Below are 25,457 nucleotides of genomic sequence, written 5' to 3' on the forward strand. Positions count from 1 at the left end.
AAATCTCCGTAATGCGCAGCTATCCTCGCCCGCCGCCGTGACAGCCCGATGACAATGCCGTGTCCGTTTGGTGTTACCCGCAGTAAACCCGGGAAATTTTCCCGTTCTGATCGCCGAGGAAATTCAGGCGGCGCAGATTGAAGTCCATGGTGGCGGCGCCGTTCCACGGAATCGCGCGCACCGGTACGGCAAAGCGCTGGGTATCAAGCGCGCTCAGCGGCTGACCGAGGTAGTTCTGATACTGCGAGGCACCGCACTGGTCGGTTTCCGGATCGTGGCTGACGGCGTGACTGCTGTCAGTTTTACTGGCTGACTGACAGGCCGTTAAGGCGAGCATCGCCGTCAGCAGCAGCGCTTTTCCATAATGGTTCACAATTTTCTCCTCCTGGATAATGAACAAGCGGGTTCCTGAGAGTAACAAAGCGTGCCGCCGATGCGAAAATTTTTCCAGCAGACTGGTCGCATTGCGTGACAAAAGGCGCGATTTTCTGCTCACATTTTCGGATTAATCGCACGCTGTGTCTAAAAATCACCCGCGCAGACGCTACAATTATCTAAGACTTTTCTGAGGAGATAATGATGGAACTGGCTATTTTTATCGGCTTCGCCATCGTGATGACCTTCGTGGCCGTCCGGGTGCGTTAAGCCTCGTTAATTTTCTCTCTGCCGTTGTGCACCAGACGGTGCCAGCGGCATCCTCCGCGCCAGACAGGTCATTCGGTTCCCTCTCCGCCTGCTCGCCAGCGATGAAAGCGCAAGCTGCCATGCCGCGTAACGCCTGTGATGAGGCGGTCGGTTAGCGCCGCGATTGTGGCGTATCTGAACCGGCGAAAATCTCCGCAAACGCACCTCGACAGCACCGATCGCCGTTGCTACTATGCGTCTTCCTCTGCCCGCTGAGTCGCCTATGGACACCCAATCCGACAAAGTTACGTTGACCCTGTTTTACGTCGGTAGCTTTGTGGTTTATTACCTCGTGACCATGCTGATTACGCTGTTTCCCAATTACGGGACGCTGCGCAATAACGGCTTGCTGGTGCCAGTGCTGTGCCTGTTTGAATTTGCCGTGATCTATCCCCTGTACCGTTTCTACTGCCAGCGCCGCAGCGACATTCCTCTGGGCTTTCTGCGCCCCGGCCAGGCACTGCTGTTTATCGGCGCACTGTTTGTGCTGATGGTGGCGCAGACGCAGTTCCTGCAGCCGGAAGGCTGGCTGATTGAACAGAGCCAGCAGGGACGCAGCTCAATGCTGATTCTGCTGCTCACCGCCGTGCTGCTGGCGCCGGTGTTTGAAGAGGTGCTGTTCCGCGGCTTTCTGCTGCAGGCGTTTTTGCTGTGGGCGCCCAAAAGCCGTTTTGCCTGCATGTTGCTCACATCGCTGCTGTTCGCCGCATTACACACGCAGTACGTGCACTGGGAAACCATCGTTGCGCTGACGCTGTTCTCGCTGCTGCTGTGCTACGCGCGTCTGCGCAGCAACAGCCTGGCGCTGCCGATTTTTCTGCATACGCTGAATAACCTGATCGCCATCCTGCCCGCCTGGTTCTACGCCTGATCCCCCTCACTGTTTGCTAACGATGCCATTAATTTCCCTGCATTTTCAGGTACTATCGCTTTTTAGCCTGCAGGAATGATGGTCGAAGCGCTGATGATTACTATGCTGGATGTGGCCCGCAAAGCGGGCGTTTCTAAAGCCACCGTGTCGCGCGTACTGGCGGGCAACCGCTATGTCAGCAAATCCACGCAGCAGAAAGTGTTTCAGGCGATAGAGGAAACCGGCTACCGCCCGAATCTGCTGGCGCGCAGTCTGGCGACGCAAAAATCGCAGAATATCGGCCTGATCGTCACTCATTCGCTGTTTAACGGCCCCTATTTCAGCGAGCTGCTGTACCAGACGGCCACGCTGACCAATAACTATGGCCGCCAGCTAATCCTCGCCGATGGCAAAACCAGCGCTGACGATGAGCGCGCGGCAATTGAGTTTCTGCTCGATCTGCGCTGCGACGCCATCATTATCTATCCGCGTTTTCTCGACACCGCCGCGCTGGAAGCGATCATCGACCAGCACGATATCCCGATCATGGTGGTTAACCGCCGTCTGACGCAGCACGCGGCGAACTGCGTCTGGGCTTCGCATCAGCAAAATACCCGCGATGCGGTGAACTACCTGATTGCGCGCGGTCACCATGACATCGCTTTTATCACCGGACTGGCGGGATCGCCCACCGCCGACGCGCGTCTGGCTGGCTACCAACAGGCGCTGGCCGATCATCAGCTGCCGTATGAAGCGGCGCGCGTACTGCCGGGCGCGTGGACGCCGGAGAGTGGTCAGGCAGCGGCACGCCAGCTGCTGAGTGCCGGCGTACCGTTCAGCGCGCTGATGGCCAGCAATGACGATATGGCGATTGGTGCCGCGCTGGCGCTGAATGCGGCGGGCAAACGGCTGCCGCAGGATGTATCGCTGATGGGCTTTGATGATATTCGCATGGCCGAATTTTTCCTGCCGCCGCTCACGACGGTTCACGTGCCGGTGGCGGAGATGATTCAGCACACGCTGGCGCAGCTGGTGGCGATGCTCGAGGGCGAAGCGATTGCGCCCCTGCCGCCGTTCAGCGGACGGCTGATTGAGCGCGCCTCCGTGGCAGATGGACCATTTCGCCGCTCATAACGCCTGATCGCCGTCATCCTGCGTGACCAGCCACTGCTCCAGCTGCTGTAGCGTAGCAGCCTTAACGCTCTCCTGCGGGCGCACCAGGTAATAGGTGTGCCGGCCACAGTCCAGCTGGTAATCCTCCATGGCGATCAGCGTGCCCGCCTTCAGCTCCGCTTCCACCAGCACGCGCTGCGCCAGCGCAATCCCCTGCCCTTCAAGGGCGGCCTGATAGGCCAGCGCCGAACTTTCCATCTGCCGCCGGTGCGGCAGCGCGTCCATTTCCACGCCAAATGCTTCGCACCAGCGCTGCCAGTCATCAGGACGTCCGCGCACCAGCAGCAGGGTATGCTGCGCCAGCCCGGCCAGATGCATGCTGGCGCGCCGGTCAGCTGTCGGACGGCACACCGGCACCAGCACGTTTTTCACCAGCGGCGTGGCGTGCTGCTGCGGCCACGTACCATCACCAAGCCGAATCGCCGCGTCGCAATCCACCGTATCGTCCCATTCCGACGCGGTCGTCAGGCGCACGTCAATCGCCGGATGCGCCAGCTGAAACTGTGCCAGCCGCGGAATCAGCCAGCGGGTGGCGAAGGTGGTGAAGGAGTGCAGCCGGATGACCGTGCGGCCGGCATTGCGCTGCAGCGTGGCGCTCGCCTGGCGAATACCGTCGAGGTGCTGGCTGATTTGCAGAAAATAGGCATTGCCGGGCAGCGTCAGTACCAGCCCGCGCCCCTGACGCTGAAACAGCGCCGTGCCAAAGTACTCTTCCAGCAGACGAATCTGACGACTCACCGCGCCTGGCGTCACCGACAGGCCATCAGCCGCTGCCCGCACGCTGCCGCTACGGGCGACATATTCAAACGCCAGCAAGGCATTCAGCGGTGGCAAATCACGCATCAGTTAACCGTTCAGTTTTTCTCAATGATGGAGCAATTTTAATCGATTGTGGCGAAAAGGCCAGACGCGCATCATTTCTGCACAGCGGCAGCCAGCCCGATAATGCTGACTGCCAGGTTGTCACATTGATTCTGACACTGGAGCACACTGGAATGATTAAAGTCACCAATCCTGCCGACGGCAGCCTCGTCGGCGAAGCACCGTTCATGCGCCACGACGAGGTCGCGGCCGCTATCGATCGCACCTGTGCCGCGTTTCCGGCATGGGCGGCAAAAAGCGCGAAACAGCGCAGCGACCTGCTGCGTGGCTGGTACGATCTGGTACGCGCCGATAAGCACCTGTTTGCTGAACTGATGGTTAGGGAGAACGGCAAATGCCTGAGCGAAGCGCTGGGCGAAATCGAGTACGGTCTCGGCTTTATTGAGTGGTATGCGGAAGAGGCCAAACGCGTCAACGGTGATACCCTGCCGTCGCACGATGCTAACGCCTCCGTGCTGGTGGTAAAAGAACCGGTCGGCCCGACCGCGGCCATCACGCCGTGGAACTTCCCGTTTATGATGATCACCCGCAAAATTGCTACCGCGCTGGCCGCAGGCTGCACCATGATCATCAAACCGGCAGAAGAGACGCCGCTTACCGCGTATAAACTGCTGGAGTATGCACGTCAGGCCGGTATTCCCGCGGGCGTGTTTGAGATGGTGACCGGCGATCCGCAAGCCATCGGCGAAGCTTTTACCAGCGATACGCGCATCCACAAAATCTCCTTCACCGGATCTACCCGCGTCGGCAAACTGCTGGCGCAGCAGTGCGGGGCCACGCTGAAAAAGATGACCATGGAGCTGGGCGGCAACGCGCCGTTTATCGTGTTCGCCGACAGCCCGCTGGAAGAGAGCGTGGCCGGGCTGGTCAGCGCCAAACTGCGTAACTCCGGCCAGGTGTGTATTTCGCCTAACCGCATCTTTGTGCATGACGCGATTTACGATGCCTTTGTGCAGCAACTGGTGAAAACAGTCAGTGAGATCCGTGTCGATCAGGGTATGCAGCAGGAATTTGTGGTTGGCCCGCTGATTAACCGCATGGCGCTCGATAAAGTCACCGCGCTGGTGGATGATGCGGTTGCACAGGGGGCGACGCTGCGCCTCGGCGGCAAGCCACACGCGAAAGGCGGGCTGTTCTATGAACCCACCATCCTGTGCGATCTGGACGCCTCGTTTGCCGTGCACAACACCGAGATTTTCGGACCGGTATTTGCCCTGTACCGTTTCAGTGATGAAGAGCAGGTGATTCGCTGCGCTAACGACACCGAATACGGTCTGGTGGCCTATGCGTGGACGCGGGACGTTGGCCGCGCTTTCCGCCTGTCGAAAAAACTGGAAGCCGGCATGGTGATCCTCAATTCCGGCTCGGTCGGAACGGCGTCAGTGCCGTTTGGCGGTATCAAGCACTCCGGCTACGGCCGCGAGGGCGGCCATTACGGTATTGAAGAGTATGTGCAGGTAAAATATGTGCTGATGGCGGGACAACACCGCTAATCACGCTACTGGCGCGGCGGCGACCCAGCCGGGATGCCGCCGCGCCGCGCGTTAGTATTCCACCTCCGCATCAGGCTGTGCGCCGTTATTGCGGATCAACTGCTGATACCAGAAAAAGCTCTTCTTGCGATAGCGCGCCAGATCGCGCAGATCGTGTTCATCACGGTTAACGTAGATAAAGCCGTAACGTTTGCTGATGCCCTGGTGGGTGCTGACCAGATCGATGGCCGACCACGGACAGTAGCCAAACAGCTCGACGCCATCGGCAATTGCCAGCCGCAGCTGAGTGATGTGCTCACGCAGATAGGCAATGCGATAGTCGTCATACACTTTGTTCCCCGCCTCCAGCGTGTCGAACGCACCGAGACCGTTTTCTGTCACAATCAGCGGCAGGCGATAGCGCGCGTAGATCTCGCGCGCGGTAATGCGGAAACCGACCGGATCGATATACCAGCCAAACTGATTCTGCTGCAGATGCGGATTGTTGCAGCCGACGTACACCGATTTGTCGATGCCGGCCATCTGCTGGTCGGCCTGCTGCTTGCTGTTCAGCTCACCGCGCGCGACCTCAGGCATGTCAGCACTGACGGTGGCCGATGCATAATAGTTGAAGGCGATAAAGTCCGGCTGGCCGGCGGCGATGGTCGCCATATCCTCTGTCTCAATGTGCGGCAGCCAGCCGCGCTGCTGCAGAAACGCCCACACCACGTTGTTGTAATGGCCGTGCACCGCCAGGTCGAGGTAGAGCCAGTTGCGGATCGCTGAAAAGTTATCGGCGGCCAGCACATCTTCCGGTCTGGCGCTGGCGGCATAGATACAGGAGATGTTCGGTGCCGGGCCAATTTTGGCCTGCGGCAAGCGCTGGTGACAGGCAATCATCGCTTTGGCCTGCGCCAGCATCATATGGTGGTTCTGCTGATACAGCGTTTTCTGCGCATCCACCGTGCCGGCCGGCAGCGTGCCAATCACCTCGCCTTTGAGGATCATCATGTTCTGTTCATTGATGGTCAGCCAGTATTTCACCCGGTCGCCATAGTGCTCGAAACAGGTGATGGCGAAGCGCTCAAAAGCGGCCACGGTACGCCGGTTTGACCAGCCGCCATCCTGCTGCAGCGCCCACGGCAGGTCGAAGTGATAGAGCGTGACCAGCGGCTCAATGCCGTAGCGGCAAATTTCATCAATCAGCTGCTGATAAAACGCAATGCCCGCCGGATTCAGCTCGCCGTCTCCCTGCGGATAGATGCGGCTCCAGGCGATAGAGAATCGATAGGTTTTCAGGCCCAGCTCCGCCAGCAGCGCGATATCTTCCCGGAAGCGATGATAGTGATCGCTGGTGACGGTGAAATCCGTCATCCCCTCAGGAAAATGGCCTTTATCGATCAACGACGGCCCTTTGCCGTCTTCGTTCCAGGCACCCTCGACCTGATACGCCGAGGTTGAAGCGCCCCACAGAAAGCCGTGCGGAAACGCACCGGGGTTAGGATGTTGCATACTGCCTCCTTGTTAGTCTGCAGCCAGCTCGCGCCGCAGCTGGATGATCTCTTCCGCCAGTTCACGGCACAGCATGGCGTTCATCAGATGATCCTGCGCATGCACCATGATCAGATTGACCGGAATTTTGCCGCAGCCTTCGTCGGCACCAATCAATTCGGTCTGGATACGGTGCGCGGCTCTGGCCGCCTCGCTGGCTTCGCTCAGCAACGCATCGGCGCGTGGCCACTCTTTGCGCCGCGCCGCGCGCAGCGCTTCCATTGAGCAGGAGCGCGCTTCTCCCGCCTGAATGATCAGTTCCATGACCGTGCTCTCATCAATTTCCATCATGCCTCCTTAACCGGTTGCGCTGCGGCGGCCTGCTCAAGCTCCTGCTGCAGCAGTTGCCGCTCATAAATTTTGAAAAACGGGTAGTAAATCAGCGTGGCGATGGTTACCAGCACGACAATCAGCACGATGACGCGCCAGTCCCAGCCGGTCGACCAGGCCGCCCCGATCGGTGCCGGCGTGGTCCAGGGGGCCAGCGACACCACGTGGTTAATCAGATGGGTTTTGGTGGCTGTCCAGGCGAGCGTGGCGTTGACTAACGGCGCGCAGATAAACGGAATGAACAGAATCGGATTCATCACCACCGGCGAACCGAAGATGACCGGCTCGTTGATGTTGAACATGCTGGGCACAATGCTCAGCTTGCCAATCGAGCGCAGATGCGCCGAGCGGCTGCGCAGGTAGAGCAGCACCAGCCCCATGGTGGAACCGGAGCCGCCAATAACGATGAAAAACTGCCAGAACGGCTCGATAAACACGTGCGTGATCGGCTCACCGGCGTTAAGCGCCTGCTGGTTGAGACCGAGGTTAGTCAGCCAGAACGCCTGCAGAATGCCGCCGACAATCACCGCACCGTGAATGCCGGCGAACCACAGCATGTGGCACAGCAGCACCGCCACCAGCACCGCCGGTAACGAATCCGAGGCGGAGATAATCGGTGCGAATAGCGCCATGATCGCCTGCGGCAGCAGCAGGCCAAACTGCGCCTGCACCCACAGGCTGAGCGGAAACAGCGTGATGAAGATGGCGATGATCGGGATCAGCAGATCGAACGACTGACGAATTTTGGGCGGCACCTGCTCCGGCAGCTTAAAGCCGATGTTGTGCTTTTGCAGGAAGTGCATCAGCTCAGTGGCGAACAGCGCCACCAGAATCGCGGTGAAAATGCCCTCGCCGCCGAGTGAGCCAACCGGCAGCGTGCCGTTGCTCTGGGGCGCGGCCACCACCAGAAACGCCATCAGCGCCAGGCTGGCCGCCATAAAGCCGTTCATTTTGTAGCTGTTCGCCAGGTTATAGGCGATGGCGCTGGCGATATATAGCGCCATGATGCCCATGGTCATGTTATACGGCATCATGATTTGCGCTTCATGCGCGCGCACCATACCGAGCCACCACTGGGCAAACGCCCATGAGCTGTCAGCTGAGAACGGCGGATGGGCAAACAGCAGCATAAACGAGCCCACAATCAGAAACGGCATCGAGGCGATAAATCCATCGCGGATGGCAATCACATGGCGCTGGCTGGAGAGGCGTCCGGCCAGCGGGCTGATGCGGTTTTCAATCACACCAAATAACGATTCGCTTATGCTGCTCATCGGCGAGCTCCTTGCATCAGGCAACAACAGAATAAGCCTGTGCATTGGCGCACAAGCGTAAACAATTATTTTATTTTCGGAACAATCGTCAGGCGTGAATCAGCTTTAGCGAATCATCTAATATTTTCGCGCCATTCATCATGCCGTAATCCATGCTATTAATCACAGTGATAGGCTTATTTAGCTGCTGCGCCAGCGGCTGAAAGTCCGCCAGTTTGTATTTAATCTGCGGCCCGAGCAGGCAACAGTCAAAGTTCGCGATCTGATCGTTAAACTCTTCAATGCCAACGGCTTTTATCTCAACCTCGACGCCCTTCTCTTTGGCGGCCTTCTCCATTTTCTGCACCACCATGCTGGTGGACATCCCGGCGGCGCAGCAGAGTAGAATCTTTGGCATCATTCAATCCTCAGTGTGGGGTTTAATTAACGAATACCCGTGCTAAAGATTTTCTGCAACCGGTTTCAGATTTGCGTTACGGATCTGTGAGAAATATCAAAAAGCGCGCTGCAAATTTAATCGGGATGCAATAATAAACGGAAGAGATTATGTGAAAGTCGGGGAACAGTGGCGCGGCCAGACACAGCGCGCCACCGGGGGCAGAACGTCAGGAGATGGCGGAATCTTTTTGCTTGTCGGCTTCGAAGTGTGCCTTGAACTGCTCGTAGATGGAGATCATATTGGAAGCATCGCCGTGCAGCGGGCTCAGTTTACCGGCGCGCACCAGTTCGATGACCAGTTGCAGGGCGGCCTGTTTTGGGCTGCTGGCCGGATGGGCAATTTCATGAGACATCAGATATCACTCCTTATTGTTGTCAGTGCCGCACAGTTTAGCCCAGATTGTGCTGCTAATGGGCGCGGCGCTGGTTATCATCATCCTGTTCGGACAAAAAAGCCGCTCAGGCTGTTCATTGACGCCTGAGGCGTTTAGCTATACTGGATCAAAAAAAGGAACACACAGCCACGCATTCCGTACCACGGGAATGGTGCAGAAGGAGTCGGTTATGTTGATTGGTTTTGTCTTGTTAGTGAGTGCCTGCGGCCACGATGCCTGTGATGCCCTGCCGGTGTCGGAGCGGATTTACCCCACGAAAGTGGCCTGCGAACAGATGGCCGATCGCATCCATAAAGTCCGGCCGAACGTGGTGCTGCTTTGTGGGGAAGTGCACCGTTAATTCGGTGCCAGTGCGTCATCAATTGCATAAAAAACAGCCAGACGGCATTGCAACCTGGGCCCGCAGCGTTCAAAATATAAGCTGCTTTACACTATTACAGTTGTGAATCCCATGAAAAAAACTCGCCCCCGTCGTCCCAACGGACGCTGGGTTTATTACATTTTGTATGACGGCATTCTCTGGCCCTGTCCGGTGCGCTGGGAGTGGGAGAGCGGCTTCGGCGGCTGGCTGCCGTTTTACTATTCGCCCACCTTTGAATTTGTCGCGGGCGATCCGCGCAAGGCCTACCGCATTGCGCGCAGCAGCGTGCGCAATCTGCGCCAGCATGAGCATGACGGCGAATATGCCTGAGGCGTCAGAACTGCCACGGCAGCCACGAGGCCGTCAGCAGGTAGTGCACCAGTTCCAGCACCAGAATAATCATCACCAGCACCCCGAGCTTGTGGCGGCATACCCAATCCTTTAGCCCCATATCATCGCCGCCCAGCGAATCAGCATCAGCGCGCCGCAGATGCACAGCAACACCACAATCATCTTCCAGTGTTTTGTCGCAGCCAGTTTTTTTGCCACGTTTCCTCCAGACAGCAGAAAGCAACGATGCGCCCGCAGGCGCATCGCATAGTCTACCGCTGGTCACCCGTGAGGGCGATTAATTATTCAGCGTATAGTCGAGGGTGATTTCGGCATTCAGCACCTGAGACACCGGGCAGCCTGCTTTGGCTTTCTGAATGATTTCATCAAATTTGGCATCATCGATGCCCGGCAGCGCAATGGTGCTGTTGAGGGCAATTTTGGTGATGGCGAAGCCGTCGCCCTTTTTGTCCAGTGAAACATCGGCGGTGGTGTCGATGCTTTTCGGTGGATGACCGGCCTGGCCCAGCATCAACGACAGCGCCATGGAGAAGCAGGCGGCGTGTGCCGCGCCAATCAGCTCTTCCGGATTGGTGCCCTTCTCGCCTTCAAAACGGGTATTAAAACCGTATGGCTGGTTGCTGAGCACGCCGCTTTCAGTGCTAACCGTACCTTTGCCTTTGATGTCGCCTTCCCAATGGGCCAATCCTTTCTTATGAATGGTCATGTCATTCCTCCTGTTAGTCAGACAGCTATTCAGTATAGACAAGAGCCGGCGCTTTGCCTGGCTTAGCGCACCGCGTGCGGGCGCGCCGGGCTGAGTCCGGCTTCGCTCAGCAGCGCATTCGCCTGCACCAGCGAATCCTGCGTGATGTCCGCAATGGTTTTCGCGCCGGTCAGCGTCATCGCCACCCTCATCTCTTTCTCAACCAGACTTAGCAGATTCTCCACGCCGCGCTGGCCGTGCGTCGCCAGCGCATAGATAAACGCGCGTCCCAGCAGCACGCTGTCAGCCCCCAGCGCAATCATGCGCACCACATCCAGCCCGTTACGAATGCCGCTGTCGGCCAGAATGGTGATGTCGCCCTTAACCGCGTCGGCGATGGCCGGCAGCGCGCGCGCCGACGACAGCACGCCATCCAGCTGACGTCCGCCGTGGTTGGAGACTACGATGCCATCGGCGCCAAACCGCACCGCATCGCGCGCATCTTCCGGGTCGAGAATGCCTTTGATCACCATCGGCCCTTCCCAGAATTCGCGAATCCACTCCAGATCCTGCCACGAGATCGACGGATCGAAATTGTTCGCCAGCCAGCCGATATAATCTTCCAGCCCGGTAGGGTTACCGAGATACGTGGAGATATTGCCGAGATCGTGCGGACGCCCGTGCAGCCCGACGTCCCACGCCCACTGCGGATGGGTGACCGCCTGCCAGTAACGGCGCAGCGCGGCATGCGGGCCGCTCATGCCGGAGTGCGCATCGCGGTAGCGCGCGCCCGGCGTCGGCATATCGACGGTGAACACCAGCGTCGAGCAGCCTGCCGCTTTGGCCCGCTCCAGCGCGTTGCGCATAAAGCCGCGATCGCGCAGCACATACAGCTGAAACCACATCGGACGGTTAATCGCCGGTGCCACCTCTTCTATCGGGCACAGCGACACCGTCGACAGGGTAAATGGAATACCGCGATTCGCTGCTGCGCGCGCCGCCTGCACTTCACCGCGTCGCGCGTACATGCCGCACAGGCCGACCGGCGCCAGCGCCACCGGCATCGACAGCGTTTCATTGAACAGCCGCGTTTCCAGGCTCAGCTCAGCCATGTTTTTCAGCACGCGCTGACGCAGCGCCACGTCAGAGAGATCGGCCACGTTGCGCTTCAGGGTATGTTCTGCGTAGGCCCCGCCGTCCAGATAGTGAAACAGGAATGGCGGCAGGATACGTTGCGCCGCGGCGCGATAGTCACTGGCAGCAGAAATAATCATCAGTTGTCTTCCTTACGGGTAACCTGCGTGGCGCCCGGTAGCCGCGTGATGCGGGCCTGGCGCGCTTCGTCTTCATGCAGCGTTTTCATGGTGGTGTGAACAAAGCCGAGGTGATCCATCGCCGCCTGGCGCGCCGCGTCGGCGTCGCCCGCCATCACCGCATCGAACATCGCCTGATGCTGGGCGTTGAGCTGGTTGAAAATCACCGGCTGGGTGTACATACGCTGGCGGCTGTGCAGCACGGAGGATTGCAACAGATCGAAAAATCCGCGCATGGTCTGCAGCAGCACCAGATTATGCGAGGCTTCGGCAATGGCGAGGTGGAAGCGCAGATCCGCCTGCGCGGCCAGTTCGGGATCGTCGCAGTCGTTCATTTGTATCAGCGCGTCAAAGGCATAGCGCAGCCGCTCTTTATCCGCCTCGGTGGCGCGCTGCGCGGCGTGCCAGGCGGTGCTGGCCTCAATCGCGTGGCGCGCCTCAAGAATATCCCAGCGGTAGTCAGGATCGGCGGCCAGCAACTGACGAATCGGCTCGACGATGCGCTGTTCTGACCACGGCTCCTGCGGCTCGCACAGCCAGGTACCGCCGCCGCGTTTACTGATCAGCACGCCACTGCTGATCAGCTGCTGGATGGCCTCACGCACCGACGAGCGCGACACGCCGAAGCGGGCGGCCAGCGCACGCTCCGAAGGTAAACGCATGCCGGGTTTCAGCTGATGCTCTTCAATCCAGGCGCCAAGACGCGCGCGCAGCGTATCCGCCAGCCGCGGTGTGGGTTCAGTCATGGAATCATCCAGGTAAAGACATACGCCTGCAGCGTGGTGATCACGCCGACCATACAGGTAAAAATCAGGCTGTGTTTAACGGTAAACCGGAACAGATCGGACTCGCGCCCCACCAGCCCCACGGCGGCGCAGGCGATGGCGATCGACTGCGGCGAAATCATTTTACCGGTGACGCCACCGGTGGTATTGGCGGCCACCAGCAGCACATCCGACACTCCAATCTGCTGTGCGGTGGTCGCCTGCAGCGCGGCGAACAGCGCGTTGGAAGAGGTATCGGAGCCGGTCAGAAAGACGCCCAGCCAGCCGAGGAACGGCGAGAAGAAGGTGAAGGCCTGGCCGGTGTGCGCCAGCGCCAGGGCCAGCGTGGCCGACAGCCCGGAGTAGTTTGAGATGAACGCAAAGGCCAGCACCATGCCGATGGAATAGATCGGCAGCGCCAGTTCCTTCAGGGTTTCGCCAAAGGTGCGCAGCGCCGCCGCCGGCTTCATACGCAGGAAAATCACCGAAATCACCGCCGCCAGCAGAATCGCAGTGCCGGTGGCGGAGACCACGTCAAATTTGAACAGCGCCGCATACGGCGTTGCTGCGCTCACTACCGGCGGCATGCGTGCCACCAGCTCGTGCAGCAGCGGCACTGGCACGCTAAACACCCAGTCATACAGCGCGCCGCCTTTAGCGAACAGCGCTTTAAACGGCGGAATACTCCACAGCGTTACGGTCGCGGTAAGGAACAGGAACGGCATCCAGGCACGCACAATCTGCCCCAGCGTGTAGCGTTGCGTCCCTGAGGGCGCAGCCTCTGGCGCGGGCTCTTTAAAGCGGAAGATGCGCACCGGCTGCCAGCGGCGCAGAAACAGCGTCAGGCAGATCAGCGAAGCCAGCGACGAAATGATGTCCGGCAGCTCCGGGCCAAGGAAGTTAGAGCTGAGGTACTGGGCGATGGCAAACGAGCCGCCGGCCACCATCACCGCCGGCCAGGTCTCTTTGATGCCGCGCCAGCCATCCATGATCGCCATGATCCAGAACAGCACGATGAGGGTGAGAAACGGCAGCTGGCGTCCCGCCATCTGGCCAATCTGGAAGCTGTCCAGCCCGGTGACCTGACCGGCGACGATGATCGGAATCCCCATCGCGCCGAATGCCACCGGCGCGGTATTGACGATCAGGCACAGGCCGGCGGCATAGAGCGGATTAAAGCCCAGCCCGACCAGCAGTGCGGCGGTGATCGCCACCGGTGCCCCAAAGCCTGCCGCGCCCTCTAAAAACGCGCCAAACGAGAAGCCGACGATCAGCATCTGCAAACGCTGGTCTGGCGTGATGGAGAGAATCGAGGCGCGAATGATATCGAACTGGCCGGTTTTCACCGAGATCTTGTAGACAAATACCGCCGCCACGATGATCCAGGCAATCGGCCACAGGCCGTATAAAAAACCATACGCCACCGACGCCAGCGCCTGGGGCACCGGCATGCCGTACAGCAACAGCGCCACCAGCAGCGCCAGCACCACGGTGATCGTACCGGCCTGATAGCCCTTCAGCTTGAGCTTAATCAGCGCGAAGAAGAAAAAAACAATCGGGATCACCGCCACCAGGCTGGATAGCCACAAATTGTTGAGCGGATCGTAGTTTTGTTGCCACACCTGCATGCCGTTTCTCCAGAGGTCACCAGAGGAATGCGGCGCATCGGCAAAAGCAGGCGTGCGCCGCAGATTGTTGCCCGGTTCCGCACCACAATTGGTAGGACCACATTGCGGCTGACGGGCTTTCTGGCTCCAGATAGTTAATGCATTGTTAACCCAAAGCAACGCGGCAGGCGTGATTTTTCGTGTTATGTGACCATGTGGCTACATTTTTATAACGTTGGTAGGACCAATCAGCGTGCTGCAGAACCAAAGGCGCGTGCATAGCTGCGCGGGTGAAAGCGCAGATTGAGCCCGATCAGCCCCAGCGTCACGACGCCCTGCATCAGCCAGACGCTGGCAAAGCTGTGGGTGAGCACCTGCAGCTGACCGGCAATAAATGGCATGCAGCCGGCGATGATGAATCCTGCGCCCTGCATGAAGGCCACCAGCCGCGCGCCTGCCTGCGGCTGCGGCAGATGATCGAGCGCCAGCACCATCGCCAGCGGGAACGCGGCACCGAGGCCGAAGCCGGCGATGGCGGCCCACAGCCACGGCGCCAGCAGTGGCGCAAAAAGAAACCCACTCATCCCGGCCAGCTGGCACAGCAGACTGACAATCAGCTGCGGACGGCGATCGGCACCGCGCGCCAGCAGCGGCATCAGCAGCGCGCCGGCAACCTGGCTCAGAATCATCACGCCCAGCAGCGAGCCGCCGGCCTGCGCCGACCAGCCCAGCCGGTGATACGCATCCGGCAGCCAGGCCACGCAGGTGGCATAGCCGCCGTTGACCAGGCCAAAGCTCAGCGCCAGCGACCAGGCGCGCGGCTTACGCCACAGCGGCGGCAGCGTTACCTGCGCGGCATCCGGCGCGGCAGGCACGCGCACCAGTAGCCACAGCAGGATAGCCAGCAGCACCGGCAGCGCCCAGCCGCTGAGCGCCAGCGGTACGCCAAGCTGCGCGCTGAGCCACGGCGACAGCGCCGCGCCCAGTCCGCCGCCGCCCATCAGCGCGCCCGCCCACAGCCCGGTGACCGCCGCGCTGCGCCGGCTAAAACGCTGTCGAATCAGTCCCGGCATCGCCATCTGCACCACGCCGACGCCGATGCCGGCAAACAACGCGCTGAGCACCAGCCCGCTGCCGCTGTCGATTACGCCGCGCGCCGCCAGCGCCAGCAGCAGCAGCGTCAGCCCAGCCAGCAGTAAGGGCTTTAAGGCCACACGCTGCATCAGCCTGGCGCTGAACAGCGCCACCGCGCCCATCATCACCATCGGCACCGCCGGCAGCAGCGAGGCGGCCAGCCCTGACAGATGCAGGCTGTGGCGCAGCTGGCCCAGCAGTGGACTGACCGAGGTCAGCAGCGGGCGCATGTTCAGCCCGGCCAGCACCAGCGCAGCCAGCGTTAACGTATTGGCATGTCGGTTCATAACCCATCCTGCAGTGAAAAGGTTGTCAGCATCGCAGCAGACAGTACTATTTGGAAATGAAATAACACCATGATGGGCAGTGGATAAATGAATCGTCAGCCAATGTTTACGCCGCAGCAGCTATTAAGCTTTGTGGCGGTGTGCGAGACCGCCAGCTTTACCCGCGCCGCCGAGCGTGTGCACCTGTCACAGTCGACGGTCAGTCAGCAGGTGCGGCGACTGGAAGAGATGGTGGGTAAAGCGCTGTTACAGCGCACCTCACATCAGGTGGCGCTGACCGAAGAGGGAGAAAAATTGCTCGGCTACGCGCGGCGCATTATCGCCCTCAACGGTGAAGCGCACGATGTGCTGAGCGATAAGTGGCGCGACGGCATTGTGCGCATTGGCGTGCCGGAGGATTTTGCCGCCCCGACCGCCAGCCTGCTGGCCGGATTCAGCCGACAGCATCCGCAGCTGCGTCTTGACGTGATGAGCGGCATGTACGTCGATTTGCACCGCGCATGGCAGCGCGAAGAGCTGGATCTGATGCTGATCAAGCAGCCGGGCGGCGATCGCCCGCTGGCCGGCCGGCCCGAGCCACTGCTGTGGCTGGACAGTGCCGAACACCCCTGCTTTGACCAGACGCCGCTGCCGCTGGTGGTGTTTCCGCAGCAGGGGCTGTATCGCGAAGAGATGTGTCAGACGCTGGATGCGCTCGGCCGCAGCTGGCGCATCAGCTACAGCAGCGCCAGCCTGGTGGCCCTCGCCAGCGCCAGCGCCGCCGGTCTCGGCCTGACGCTGCTGCCCGCCAGCTGCCGCCTGCCCGGTCACCGCGTGCTGGGCAGCGCTGAGGGTTTACCAGTGATCAGCCATTTTGAGCTGGCGCTGTTCTGCCGTAAGCCGCAGGATGCGCTGCAACAGGCGCTGGCCGCTGCGCTGGTGCAATTCTGCCAGCTACAGTGGCAGTGATTTTTCCACTGCCAGGCAGTGGGAAATATCGCAGCGCGGCGGCGTCGGTTTTGCCAGATTAGGTTTTTTCCTTTTGCCTGGAGTTTCCGATGCCTCTGACCGCTTCCAGCCGACGTGATTTCCTCAGCCACGGCGTGCGCCTTACTGCCGCAGGCAGCCTGATGATGGCTGGCATGAGCAGCGCCGCCCGCCCCGACACACCGCCGGTCTCGTCCACACCGCCGCCTGCCGTGGCGCACTATCAGCTGCTGAATGTGCGCCTCGAAGAGGGATTTGAGCGCGACGGCGCGGAGATAGTCGCCACCCGCACCGCGCTGTACGACATCACCATTAAAGAAGGCAAGTTCAGCGCCATTAGCGCCGCCGGCCAGGCGTGCCAGCCTGCCCTGCCGCAGTGGGATGCCGGCGGTGCGCTGCTGTTACCGCGCACGCGGGACATGCACATCCATCTGGATAAAACCTTCTACGGCGGACCATGGCAGGCACCGCGCCCGCGGCAGGGCAAGACCATCATGGATATGATTGCGCGCGAGCAGGTGCTGATTCCCCAGCTGCTACCAACCTCGCAGGCGCGCGCCGAAGCGCTGATTGGCCTGCTGCACAGTAAAGGCAGCACCGAAGCGCGCAGCCACTGCAACATCGATCCGGTCAGTGGCCTGAAAAGTCTCGAACATCTGCAGCTGGCGCTGGCCAACCATCCGGCGTTTCGCTGTGAGATCGTCGCCTTTCCGCAGCATGGTTTGCTGCATTCGCAGGTCGATGGTCTGATGCGTGAGGCGATGCAGCTCGGCGTGCAGTATGTCGGTGGGCTGGATCCCACCAACGTGGATGGTGCCATGCAGGCTTCACTTGATGCGATGTTCCGCATCGCGCTGGATTACGATCGCGGCGTGGATATTCACCTGCATGAGACCAGCGCCGCCGGCGTGGCAGCCATTCAGTACATGATCGCCACTATCGCCCGTAACCCGCAGCTGAAAGGCAAAGTGACGCTGAGTCACGGTTTCGCGCTCGCCACGCTGGAAGGTAAGGCGCTGGATGAAATTATCGCCGGCATGGCCGAACAGCAGATGAGCGTGGCGTCAACGATTCCGATTGGCAAGCTGACGATGCCATTGCCGCAGTTGCAGGCAGCGGGCGTGACGGTGATGACCGGCACCGACAGCGTGATCGATCACTGGTCGCCGTTCGGTACCGGCAGCATGCTGGAGAAAGCCAATCTGTATGCCCAGCTGTATCGCGGTTCGGATGAGTTTGGCCTGAGCCGCGCGCTGCATATCGCCACCGGCGGCATTCTGCCGCTCGCCAATAGCGGTGAGCGCCAGTGGCCGCAGCTGCAGGATGAAGCCAGTATGATGCTGGTCGACGCCAGCTGCTCGGCGGAAGCCGTGGCGCGCATTGCGCCGGTGCGCGCTACGTTCCAGCGCGGCACGCCGGTATTCAGCGCCTGAAGGCGCATCGCAGCCAGCACCAGCACGCCAGACCCGGCCAGAAAAAAGCCTCCCGCAGGAGGCTTTGGAAGGTGACACCGGCGCGGCAAGCCCGATGATAATGCTGGATTTAAGACAACATCTGAATCGCCAGCGCATACAGGCGCTGGTGCTCATCGTCATTAACAGGCTCTTCTTCCGCATAACAGGCAATCATGGAGCTGACTTTATCGGAGGATAACGTCTCTCCATGCAGATGCAGCGTTAGCACGGCGCGGCCGACGATTTTCAGAACGTCTTCGTTTTGTCCCTGGACATAGTGACTCAATGAGGTGACCTCTGAAGTAATTATTAATTGCCAAATGGCGCGCTAAATATAAAGCAAAGCGGTTAGGATTTTTACTCAGATTTTCCGCGTAACAGGTAACATATAAGCGAAATCTTACTGAAAATAGCCGTAACATGCGGCGATATTGCCGCTTACCTGCCGCTAATATCATTTTTTCCCTCGAAAAAGCGTTTTTACCGTTCGTGCTGCCTCGTGTGAAATTCGGAACATTCATTAAAACTTTGCGATAGTTGCACCTCATCATTGACCTGACAAAGCGCAACGGCTGACTAATTTCGCCGCGTGATTATTGCCGCAATTGCCGTTGCCGATAGCCCGCCTTTCTGCCAGACTGGCCGCCGCTATTCCTGCTACTACCTGAGATGCTCCTGTGACTGCTTTTTCTACCCTGACGCAACTGCCTGCCAGCCAGCTCGACAACCTGCGCGAGATGGGCTTCAACGCCATGACGCCGATTCAGGCCGCTTCCCTGCCAGCCATCCTTAGCGGACGCGATGTGCGGGCGCAGGCGCAAACCGGCAGCGGCAAAACCGCCGCCTTCGGTATTGGCGTGCTGAACCGCATCGACAGCGGGCGTTTTCATACCCAGGCGCTGGTGCTGTGCCCGACGCGTGAACTGGCCGACCAGGTCAGCAACGTGCTGCGTCAGCTGGCGCGCTTCACCCGCAATATCAAGATCCTGACGCTGTGCGGCGGCCAGCCAATGAGCGCGCAGCGCGACTCGCTGGTGCACGCGCCACATATTGTGGTCGGCACGCCGGGGCGCATCCTCGATCACCTCAAGCGTGACAATCTCGATTTAAGTCAGTTGCAGAGCCTGGTACTGGACGAAGCCGATCGCATGCTGGAGATGGGTTTCCGCGACGACATGGAAGCCATCATTGGCTTTACGCCGGATTCGCGTCAGACGCTGCTGTTCTCGGCCACCTGGCCCGATACCATTGCCAGCCTGAGTCAGCGCTTTCAGCGCGATGCGCTGGCAGTAGCGACCGAAGCGCAGTCGGAACTGCCGGCGATTGAGCAGCAGTTTATTGAAGCCAGCGCCAGCGAGCGTATCAACCTGCTCAGCGCCCTGCTCAGCCAGCAGCAACCGGCTTCCTGCGTGGTGTTTTGTAACACCAAACGGGAATGCGATGAGATTGCAGCCGCGCTCAACGATCGCCAGATCAGCGCGCTGGCGCTGCACGGCGATCTGGAACAGCGCGATCGCGAACGCGTGCTGATTCGCTTTGCCAACGGCAGCATCCGCGTGCTGATCGCCACCGACGTCGCCGCGCGCGGCCTCGACATTAAATCGCTGGCACTGGTGGTTAACTTCCAGCTGGCGTGGGATCCGGAAGTGCACATTCACCGCATTGGCCGTACCGGCCGCGCCGGCGAACAGGGGCTGGCGGTCAGCTTTGTGGCGGCCGACGAAATGGTGCGCGCTCATGCGCTGGAAGATTACCTGCAGCAGAAGCTCAACTGGCAGCCGGCCAGCACGCTGAAAGGCAAAGGCGCACAGCCGCTGCCGGCGGCGATGATGACGCTGTGCATTGACGGTGGGCGTAAAGCCAAGATGCGTCCCGGCGATATTCTGGGCGCCCTGACCGGTGAAGCCGGTTTCAGCGGCGATCAGATCGGTAAAATCGATCTCACCCCGACCCATGCGTATGTCGCCATCGACGCCACACAGGCGAAGAAAGCGCTGATCAAGCTGAAAGAGGGCAAGATCAAAGGCAAAAGTGTGCGCGCGATTCTGCTGAAGTAACTGTCGTGAGCGTGAGGGCGATCGCCCTTACGCTAAATTTTCATCGCCCTTCCCTTCATTTTTTTTCTCCGCTGCCGATAAGTTAATCATGGCGCTATTGCCCTGCCCTTTACTCCGCCCAGATTCTGCCCCGAGGCCACAATGGATAATTTTCAGAAAGAGATCGATGAACGCGCCAACCTTGCGCTTTCTAACAAATTCGAACTGCTGCTGTTCCGGCTGGGTTCCGATCGGCTGAAAGGCAAGTCTGAGCTGTACGGCATCAACGTATTTAAACTGCGTGAAATTGTGCCGATGCCGACCATTACCCGCGCCGCCGGCATGAATTCACCGCTGCTCGGCATGGCCAGCATTCGCGGCCAGTTTATTCCGGTAATCGACCTGCCGGCAGTAACCGGCTGCAAACCGGAAACCGGCCTCAACCTGCTGCTGGTGACCGAATACGCGCGCAGCACCCAGGCATTTGCGGTGGAATCGGTGGAGAACATTGTGCGTCTCGACTGGAATCAGGTGCACACGGCGGAAGCGGGCATCGGCAGCCGTAACATCACCAGCATCGCCTGTCTGGACACCGACGGTCAGAGCAACAATCTGGCGCTGGTGCTCGACGTCGAGCAGATTCTGTATGACATCATTCCGTCGGTGCGTGGCGTTGAGCCGAGCGAAGAGACGGCGAAGAATTTCAACCTTAAACCCGGCCAGGTAGCGATTGTTGCTGAAGACTCCAAAGTGGCGCGTCAGCTGCTGGAACAGGGGCTGAAAAGCATGGGCATTCCGGCCATCATGCACAATACCGGGCTTGAAGCGTGGATTAAAATCAGCGAGATGCAGAAAGAAGCGCAGGCTAACGGCGAGTCGATTCACGACAAAATCGCGCTGGTGCTGACCGACCTCGAAATGCCGGAGATGGACGGCTTTACCCTGACGCGCAACATCAAGCGCGACGACGCACTGCGGCAGATTCCGGTGGTGATTCACTCTTCGCTCTCAGGTAGCGCCAACGAAGATCACGTGCGCAAAGTGGGCGCTGACGGTTACGTCGCAAAGTTTGAAATCAACGAGCTTTCCAGCGTGATTTATCGCGTGCTGGAGAAGAAGCGCTAAGCGCTTGCCCCGATTATCCCCTCAGGCGCGATGTTCGCGCCTTTTTTGTGCCCGCTCGCCTGTCATCCGCTGCATTAGCGTAACGGCGTATTTATCCTGTCTTACTGATCTATTAATCGTCTTAGGTCACCATGAATGGTGACCCTACAGGGTCTCTGCGTGTTTTTTGCAGGGGTGCAATTTATTGCGCGTTCCGCCACGGTGCGGGAATTGAAATGCGCGGTGAATCGCGCCGCTACGGTTTGTGCGACGGGATAATGCAGATATCCCATCCGCAATGAATCATGATGGCGCGACTTATCTTGCAGATATTCCTTTCATGTGATGCCGCTGATAACCGCATGGGTGACCGATATTCCTTCCATGTGATGCCGCTGATAACCGCACGGGGGGTAGCGGCGCAATTTATTGCGCATTCCGCCACGGTGCGGGAAATGAAATGCGCGATGAATCGCGCCGCTACGGTTTGTGCGACGGGATAATGCAGATATCGCATTCGCAATGAATCATGATGGCGCGATTTCTCGCGCAGATATCCCTTTCATGTGATGCCGCTGATAACCGCACGAGTGGTAGCGGCGCAATTTATTGCGCATTCCGCCGCGGTGCGGGGATTGAAATGTGCGATGAATCGCGCCGCTACGGTTTGTGCGACAGGATAATGCAGATATTCCTTCCATGTGATGCCGCTGATAACCGCACGGGTGGTAGCGGCGCAATTTATTGCGCATTCCGCCGCGGTGCGGGAAATGAAATGCGCGATGAATCGCGCCGCTACGGTTTGTGCGACGGGATAATGCAGATATCGCATCCGCCTCTGCGCGTTTTTGTAGGGTGCGCAATTTTGCGCACCGGCACAGGCCGTGACGCCACCTAATTACGACCAGTGATTAATCAACCTTAAGCCCTGTTAACCGTTTTGTGACAAATCCCTAAAAAATTAAAGTTAAAACATTAGCAACCGATAACTTTAGCGCCTGCGCTGGTGGCGCCAGACCCGTCTCGTCGCAACGGCAAAAAATCTTTCCTTTACACATCATCGACATATTGCAGGCCCATCGTCTGCGTTTCCGTTTTAACACAACAGCATTCTGGCATTGCGGGGAGATCCAATGTTGAGCTTAAAGAATATGAAGGTCGGCGTCCGCCTGGGCATCGCCTTTGGTTTAGTGGTGGCACTACTGGTGGTGATTGGTATTACCTCAATCATGAAGATCAACAACATCAAGAGCGGCATTACCTCGATTGTGGAAGATCGCTATGTAAAAGTGCGGCTCGGCTTTGACGTGCGCGATGGCGTCAACGATCAGATCAAATACCTGCGTGGCATCGTCATCGATACCACCCGACCGCAGTTCAACGTGCAGCGCTTTCAGCAACTGGCAGACGCCACCGCCCGTACCAACGCGGCGATGAAGAAGATCGAAGCGATTCAGATTACCGCCGTGGGCAAAAAGAAAATTGCCAGCCTGCTGGCTGCCAGTCAGCAGTTTGAACAAGAGAAAAATGAGGTGCTGGATCTGGTGCGGGCCGGTAAAGCCGATGACGCCAGCTACTACGTGCTGAAAAAAATTACCGCCGTGCAGAATGCCTACCTCGACCTGGCGGTGGCGTTTGCTGATTCCCAGTCCTCGCAGCTTCAGCAGGAAGGCGCCGGCATTATTGATGATGGCACCACGGCGATTGAAGTCACGCTGGTGTTCTCCGCGCTCGCCATTCTCGCTGCCGTGGTGATGGGCTGGCTGCTGACCCGCTCGATTGTGCATCCGCTGAATGAAGCGGTGACCATCGCCAGCAAAGTCGCTGCCGGCGATCTCAGCTCGCGCATTGAAATACGCAGCAAAGATGAAACCGGCGCGCTGATGCAGGCTCTGCAGGCGATGAACGATAACCTGCTGACCATTGTTTCCGACGTACGCGCCGGATCCGACACCATCGCTGTGGCGTCCAGCCAGATCTCCAGCGGCAACATCGATCTCTCTTCGCGCACTGAACAGCAGGCCAGCTCGCTGGAAGAGACGGCGTCCGCGATGGAGCAGATGACCGCTACCGTGAAGCACAACGCCGACAATGCGCGCGAAGCCAACTCGCTGGTGGCGAAAACCTCCGGCGTCGCCAAAGAAGGCGGTGAAGTGATGGAGCAGGTGATTGTGAAGATGGAGGCGATTGCCCTCTCCTCGAAGAAGATTGTCGACATCATCAGCGTGATTGACTCTATCGCCTTCCAGACCAACATCCTGTCGCTCAACGCGGCGGTCGAAGCGGCGCGCGCCGGTGAACAGGGTCGCGGATTTGCCGTCGTCGCCACTGAAGTGCGTAACCTGGCGCAGCGTTCTGCCTCCGCGGCGAAAGAGATCAAAGTGCTGATTGAAGACTCAGTGGCGAAGGTGGATGAAGGCAGCCGTCTGGTGACGCACGCTGGTTCAACCATTGGTGAAGTGGTCAATAGCGTAAGCAGCGTGGCGGAGATCATGAGCGAAATCACCATCGCCAGCAGTGAACAGAGCAGCGGCATCAGTGAAATCAATCAGGCCATTACGCAGATGGAAGCGGTGACGCAGCAGAACGCCGCGCTGGTACAGGAAGCGTCCGCTGCGTCTCAGGCGCTGCAGGAGCAGGCCGATCGTCTGGCGCAGTCGATGAGCGTGTTTAAAACCGCTGCGGTTTAAAACAGACAGCCCCGTTCTGCATGCGTCAGACGGGGCCGTTCAGTGTCGCTGGCATTGTCATGGCGGTGCGCATCGGGTCCGGCGCACCGCGTCCTGCTGTTAATTCATCAGCGAATAAGCGATGGATGAAATCGCCAGAATCCCCACCAGCACCACAAACAGGTTGCTGATTTTGCCGCTGTACCGGCGCATCGCCGGGACTTTATGAATAGCGTACATCGGCATCAGGAACAGAATCATCGCAATCACCGGCCCGCCCAGCGTCTCAATCATGCCGAGAATGCTCGGGTTCAGTGTGGCAACCAGCCAGGTGGTCAGCAGCATAAACAGCGTGGTCAGGCGATTCATTTTCTGCGGTGTGATGGTTTTGCCGCGGCTGCGCAGCGACTTCGCCACCATGCCGTTAAAGCCTTCACGCGCGCCCAGATAGTGGCCGAGGAACGATTTGGTGATCGCCACGATGGCGACAATCGGCCCCATCCAGGCAATCATCGGCACGTTAAAGTGGTTCGCCAGATAAGAGAGAATGGTGATGTTCTGCGCCTTTGCTGCCTGTAAATCGGCGGGCGACAGGCTCAGCACGCAGCTGAACACAAAGAACATCACGGTCACTACCATCATCAGATGGGCGCTGGCGAGAATGCGTGAACACTTTTTCTCCGCGCCGGCACCGTACTCGGCGCGTTTCGCCACGGCAAAAGACGAGATAATCGGCGAATGGTTGAAGGAGAACACCATCACCGGAATCGCCAGCCACAGCGTCATCCAGATACTGCTGTCGCTGCCGCTTTGTGCAAACGATAAGGTCTCCAGCGCCGCTCCGTGCCAGTGCGGCACCAGATATGCAGCCAGCAACATCAGCACTGCCACAAACGGAAACACCAGCACGCTCATCGCTTTGACAATCATCTGCTCGCCGAAGCGCACCACCGTCATCATGCCAGCGATCAAAATCAGCGACAGCAGCGCACGCGGCGGCGATACCAGCCCGAGCTGGTGCACAATAAAGCTGTCCACGGTATTGGTGATCGCCACGCTGTACATCAGCAGGATCGGGTAGATGGCAAAGAAGTAGAGCAGCGTGATGATCTTACCGGCGCCGACACCGAAATGCTCTTCCACTACGTCCGTGATATCCGCATCGGGATTTTTGCCGGAGAGCACAAAGCGCGTCAGCGCACGGTGAGCAAAGAAGGTCATCGGGAAGGCGAGAATCGCCATGATGAGTAACGGAATCAGCCCGCCCGCGCCGGCGTTAATCGGCAGAAACAGTACCCCTGCGCCAATCGCGGTGCCGTACAGGCCCAGCATCCACACCGTATCACTCTTGCGCCAGCCGGTAGCTGCCGCCTCCACCGTACCGAGGGTACCGGTTTGTGAGTTATCCATCTGTCTCTCCAAAATTGTCTCAAATGCAGCCGGAACGACGGCTAAAAATTCGCGGCGGCCTGCAGCGTGCGGTCGCTTCACAAAACGCGCCTATGCTACCCGTTTTTGCCCGGCGTGGATTGCCGCAACGCAAGACATGCATCACAAAGGCGGTAAAAATGCGCGAGATGGCGATAAAAGCAACAATAACGCACGAAACACGCACGCAATCGATTGCCTGGGGCGCTATTTGACCTGAGAAGCGTCAGGAGTGCAAGACACAGCGCG

At 59.1% G+C, this 25,457-nt stretch carries 26 protein-coding genes; 11 read left to right on the top strand and 15 right to left on the bottom strand.

Annotation, left to right across the window (positions count from 1 at the left end; translation table 11 throughout):
• Positions 1 to 73: 73 nt before the first annotated feature.
• Positions 74 to 373, bottom strand: coding sequence for an I78 family peptidase inhibitor (locus AC6I7J_RS14960; RefSeq protein ID WP_058758053.1), 300 nt, complete (start codon positions 371 to 373; stop codon positions 74 to 76).
• 534 nt (positions 374 to 907) lie between these two features.
• Between AC6I7J_RS14960 and AC6I7J_RS14965 the strand changes: the two genes are divergently transcribed.
• Positions 908 to 1,555, top strand: coding sequence for a CPBP family intramembrane glutamic endopeptidase (locus tag AC6I7J_RS14965; protein ID WP_021507241.1), 648 nt, complete (start codon positions 908 to 910; stop codon positions 1,553 to 1,555).
• Between the two features lie 93 nt (positions 1,556 to 1,648).
• A complete protein-coding gene (locus tag AC6I7J_RS14970) occupies positions 1,649 to 2,668 on the top strand; it encodes a LacI family DNA-binding transcriptional regulator (RefSeq protein WP_146068673.1) in 1,020 nt (339 codons plus the stop codon).
• On the opposite strand, the gene AC6I7J_RS14975 is transcribed toward AC6I7J_RS14970, so the two are convergent.
• Positions 2,663 to 3,550, bottom strand: a complete 888-nt coding sequence (locus AC6I7J_RS14975) for a LysR substrate-binding domain-containing protein (protein WP_211726365.1) — start codon at positions 3,548 to 3,550, stop codon at positions 2,663 to 2,665. The genes AC6I7J_RS14970 and AC6I7J_RS14975 overlap by 6 nt on opposite strands.
• A 152-nt stretch (positions 3,551 to 3,702) precedes the next feature.
• Between AC6I7J_RS14975 and AC6I7J_RS14980 the strand changes: the two genes are divergently transcribed.
• Positions 3,703 to 5,082 carry an NAD-dependent succinate-semialdehyde dehydrogenase gene (locus AC6I7J_RS14980; protein WP_021507244.1) on the top strand — a complete coding sequence of 460 codons (1,380 nt, stop codon included), beginning with the start codon at positions 3,703 to 3,705 and terminating at the stop codon, positions 5,080 to 5,082.
• A gap of 51 nt (positions 5,083 to 5,133) precedes the next feature.
• Here AC6I7J_RS14980 and AC6I7J_RS14985 read toward each other — a convergent pair whose 3' ends face one another.
• From AC6I7J_RS14985 to AC6I7J_RS15005, 5 genes are all read right to left on the bottom strand, one after another.
• Entirely contained in the window at positions 5,134 to 6,573 is a 1,440-nt protein-coding gene (locus AC6I7J_RS14985; protein WP_498006060.1) for a glycoside hydrolase family 1 protein, read from the bottom strand.
• A gap of 12 nt (positions 6,574 to 6,585) precedes the next feature.
• Positions 6,586 to 6,900 carry a PTS lactose/cellobiose transporter subunit IIA gene (locus tag AC6I7J_RS14990; protein WP_010618140.1) on the bottom strand — a complete coding sequence of 105 codons (315 nt, stop codon included), beginning with the start codon at positions 6,898 to 6,900 and terminating at the stop codon, positions 6,586 to 6,588.
• Positions 6,900 to 8,216 (bottom strand): PTS sugar transporter subunit IIC, encoded by a 1,317-nt coding sequence (locus tag AC6I7J_RS14995; protein ID WP_498006062.1) that lies wholly within the window; start codon positions 8,214 to 8,216, stop codon positions 6,900 to 6,902. The genes AC6I7J_RS14990 and AC6I7J_RS14995 overlap by 1 nt, the downstream gene beginning before the upstream one ends.
• 88 nt (positions 8,217 to 8,304) lie before the next feature.
• Positions 8,305 to 8,613, bottom strand: a complete 309-nt coding sequence (locus tag AC6I7J_RS15000) for a PTS sugar transporter subunit IIB (protein ID WP_031279665.1) — start codon at positions 8,611 to 8,613, stop codon at positions 8,305 to 8,307.
• Between the two features lie 208 nt (positions 8,614 to 8,821).
• A complete protein-coding gene (locus AC6I7J_RS15005; protein WP_021507248.1) occupies positions 8,822 to 9,007 on the bottom strand; it encodes a hypothetical protein in 186 nt (61 codons plus the stop codon).
• A gap of 58 nt (positions 9,008 to 9,065) precedes the next feature.
• Here AC6I7J_RS15005 and AC6I7J_RS15010 point away from each other — a divergent pair, with 58 nt between their 5' ends.
• Positions 9,066 to 9,389: a hypothetical protein gene (locus AC6I7J_RS15010; protein ID WP_125310664.1), complete on the top strand. Its 324-nt coding sequence runs from the start codon at positions 9,066 to 9,068 to the stop codon at positions 9,387 to 9,389.
• A 111-nt stretch (positions 9,390 to 9,500) separates the two neighbouring features.
• Positions 9,501 to 9,740, top strand: a complete 240-nt coding sequence (locus AC6I7J_RS15015) for a hypothetical protein (protein WP_021507249.1) — start codon at positions 9,501 to 9,503, stop codon at positions 9,738 to 9,740.
• A gap of 111 nt (positions 9,741 to 9,851) precedes the next feature.
• Here AC6I7J_RS15015 and yniD read toward each other — a convergent pair whose 3' ends face one another.
• The 6 genes from yniD to AC6I7J_RS15045 form a co-directional block, all read right to left on the bottom strand.
• Positions 9,852 to 9,959, bottom strand: coding sequence for a small membrane protein YniD (gene yniD / locus AC6I7J_RS15020; protein ID WP_021507251.1), 108 nt, complete (start codon positions 9,957 to 9,959; stop codon positions 9,852 to 9,854).
• 79 nt (positions 9,960 to 10,038) lie between these two features.
• Entirely contained in the window at positions 10,039 to 10,467 is a 429-nt protein-coding gene (locus AC6I7J_RS15025; RefSeq protein WP_498006064.1) for an OsmC family protein, read from the bottom strand.
• 62 nt (positions 10,468 to 10,529) lie between these two features.
• Complete coding sequence (lldD, locus tag AC6I7J_RS15030) at positions 10,530 to 11,720, bottom strand: FMN-dependent L-lactate dehydrogenase LldD (protein ID WP_058769356.1); 1,191 nt, start codon at positions 11,718 to 11,720, stop codon at positions 10,530 to 10,532.
• Positions 11,720 to 12,505, bottom strand: a complete 786-nt coding sequence (gene lldR, locus AC6I7J_RS15035) for a transcriptional regulator LldR (protein WP_021507253.1) — start codon at positions 12,503 to 12,505, stop codon at positions 11,720 to 11,722. The genes lldD and lldR overlap by 1 nt, the downstream gene beginning before the upstream one ends.
• Positions 12,502 to 14,151 carry an L-lactate permease gene (lldP, locus tag AC6I7J_RS15040; protein ID WP_021507254.1) on the bottom strand — a complete coding sequence of 550 codons (1,650 nt, stop codon included), beginning with the start codon at positions 14,149 to 14,151 and terminating at the stop codon, positions 12,502 to 12,504. Before lldP ends, lldR begins: the two co-directional genes overlap by 4 nt.
• A 227-nt stretch (positions 14,152 to 14,378) precedes the next feature.
• Positions 14,379 to 15,551, bottom strand: a complete 1,173-nt coding sequence (locus AC6I7J_RS15045; protein WP_152391320.1) for a cyanate transporter — start codon at positions 15,549 to 15,551, stop codon at positions 14,379 to 14,381.
• A gap of 87 nt (positions 15,552 to 15,638) precedes the next feature.
• Between AC6I7J_RS15045 and AC6I7J_RS15050 the strand changes: the two genes are divergently transcribed.
• Both AC6I7J_RS15050 and AC6I7J_RS15055 read left to right on the top strand, forming a co-directional pair.
• Positions 15,639 to 16,499, top strand: coding sequence for a LysR family transcriptional regulator (locus tag AC6I7J_RS15050; protein ID WP_498006068.1), 861 nt, complete (start codon positions 15,639 to 15,641; stop codon positions 16,497 to 16,499).
• Between the two features lie 89 nt (positions 16,500 to 16,588).
• Positions 16,589 to 17,950, top strand: a complete 1,362-nt coding sequence (locus AC6I7J_RS15055) for an amidohydrolase family protein (RefSeq protein ID WP_498006070.1) — start codon at positions 16,589 to 16,591, stop codon at positions 17,948 to 17,950.
• A 109-nt stretch (positions 17,951 to 18,059) separates the two neighbouring features.
• Here AC6I7J_RS15055 and AC6I7J_RS15060 read toward each other — a convergent pair whose 3' ends face one another.
• The gene (locus AC6I7J_RS15060; RefSeq protein WP_010618157.1) at positions 18,060 to 18,257 is read right to left on the bottom strand and encodes a hypothetical protein; all 198 of its coding nucleotides are present in this window, start codon (positions 18,255 to 18,257) and stop codon (positions 18,060 to 18,062) included.
• A 391-nt stretch (positions 18,258 to 18,648) separates the two neighbouring features.
• Between AC6I7J_RS15060 and dbpA the strand changes: the two genes are divergently transcribed.
• The 4 genes from dbpA (at position 18,649) to AC6I7J_RS15080 (ending at position 23,801) form a co-directional block, all read left to right on the top strand.
• On the top strand, positions 18,649 to 20,028 hold the full coding sequence (dbpA, locus tag AC6I7J_RS15065) for an ATP-dependent RNA helicase DbpA (protein ID WP_278708103.1): 1,380 nt from the start codon (positions 18,649 to 18,651) through the stop codon (positions 20,026 to 20,028).
• A gap of 141 nt (positions 20,029 to 20,169) precedes the next feature.
• The gene (locus tag AC6I7J_RS15070) at positions 20,170 to 21,132 is read left to right on the top strand and encodes a chemotaxis protein (protein ID WP_021507259.1); all 963 of its coding nucleotides are present in this window, start codon (positions 20,170 to 20,172) and stop codon (positions 21,130 to 21,132) included.
• A gap of 508 nt (positions 21,133 to 21,640) precedes the next feature.
• Positions 21,641 to 22,009 carry a hypothetical protein gene (locus AC6I7J_RS15075; RefSeq protein WP_498006072.1) on the top strand — a complete coding sequence of 123 codons (369 nt, stop codon included), beginning with the start codon at positions 21,641 to 21,643 and terminating at the stop codon, positions 22,007 to 22,009.
• A 235-nt stretch (positions 22,010 to 22,244) separates the two neighbouring features.
• Positions 22,245 to 23,801 (top strand): methyl-accepting chemotaxis protein, encoded by a 1,557-nt coding sequence (locus AC6I7J_RS15080; RefSeq protein ID WP_414057308.1) that lies wholly within the window; start codon positions 22,245 to 22,247, stop codon positions 23,799 to 23,801.
• Positions 23,802 to 23,900: 99 nt separating this feature from the next.
• On the opposite strand, the gene AC6I7J_RS15085 is transcribed toward AC6I7J_RS15080, so the two are convergent.
• Positions 23,901 to 25,190, bottom strand: a complete 1,290-nt coding sequence (locus tag AC6I7J_RS15085) for an HAAAP family serine/threonine permease (RefSeq protein WP_498006074.1) — start codon at positions 25,188 to 25,190, stop codon at positions 23,901 to 23,903.
• Positions 25,191 to 25,457: the final 267 nt, after the last annotated feature.

The sequence above is a fragment of the Type-C symbiont of Plautia stali genome (genome assembly GCF_059730935.1).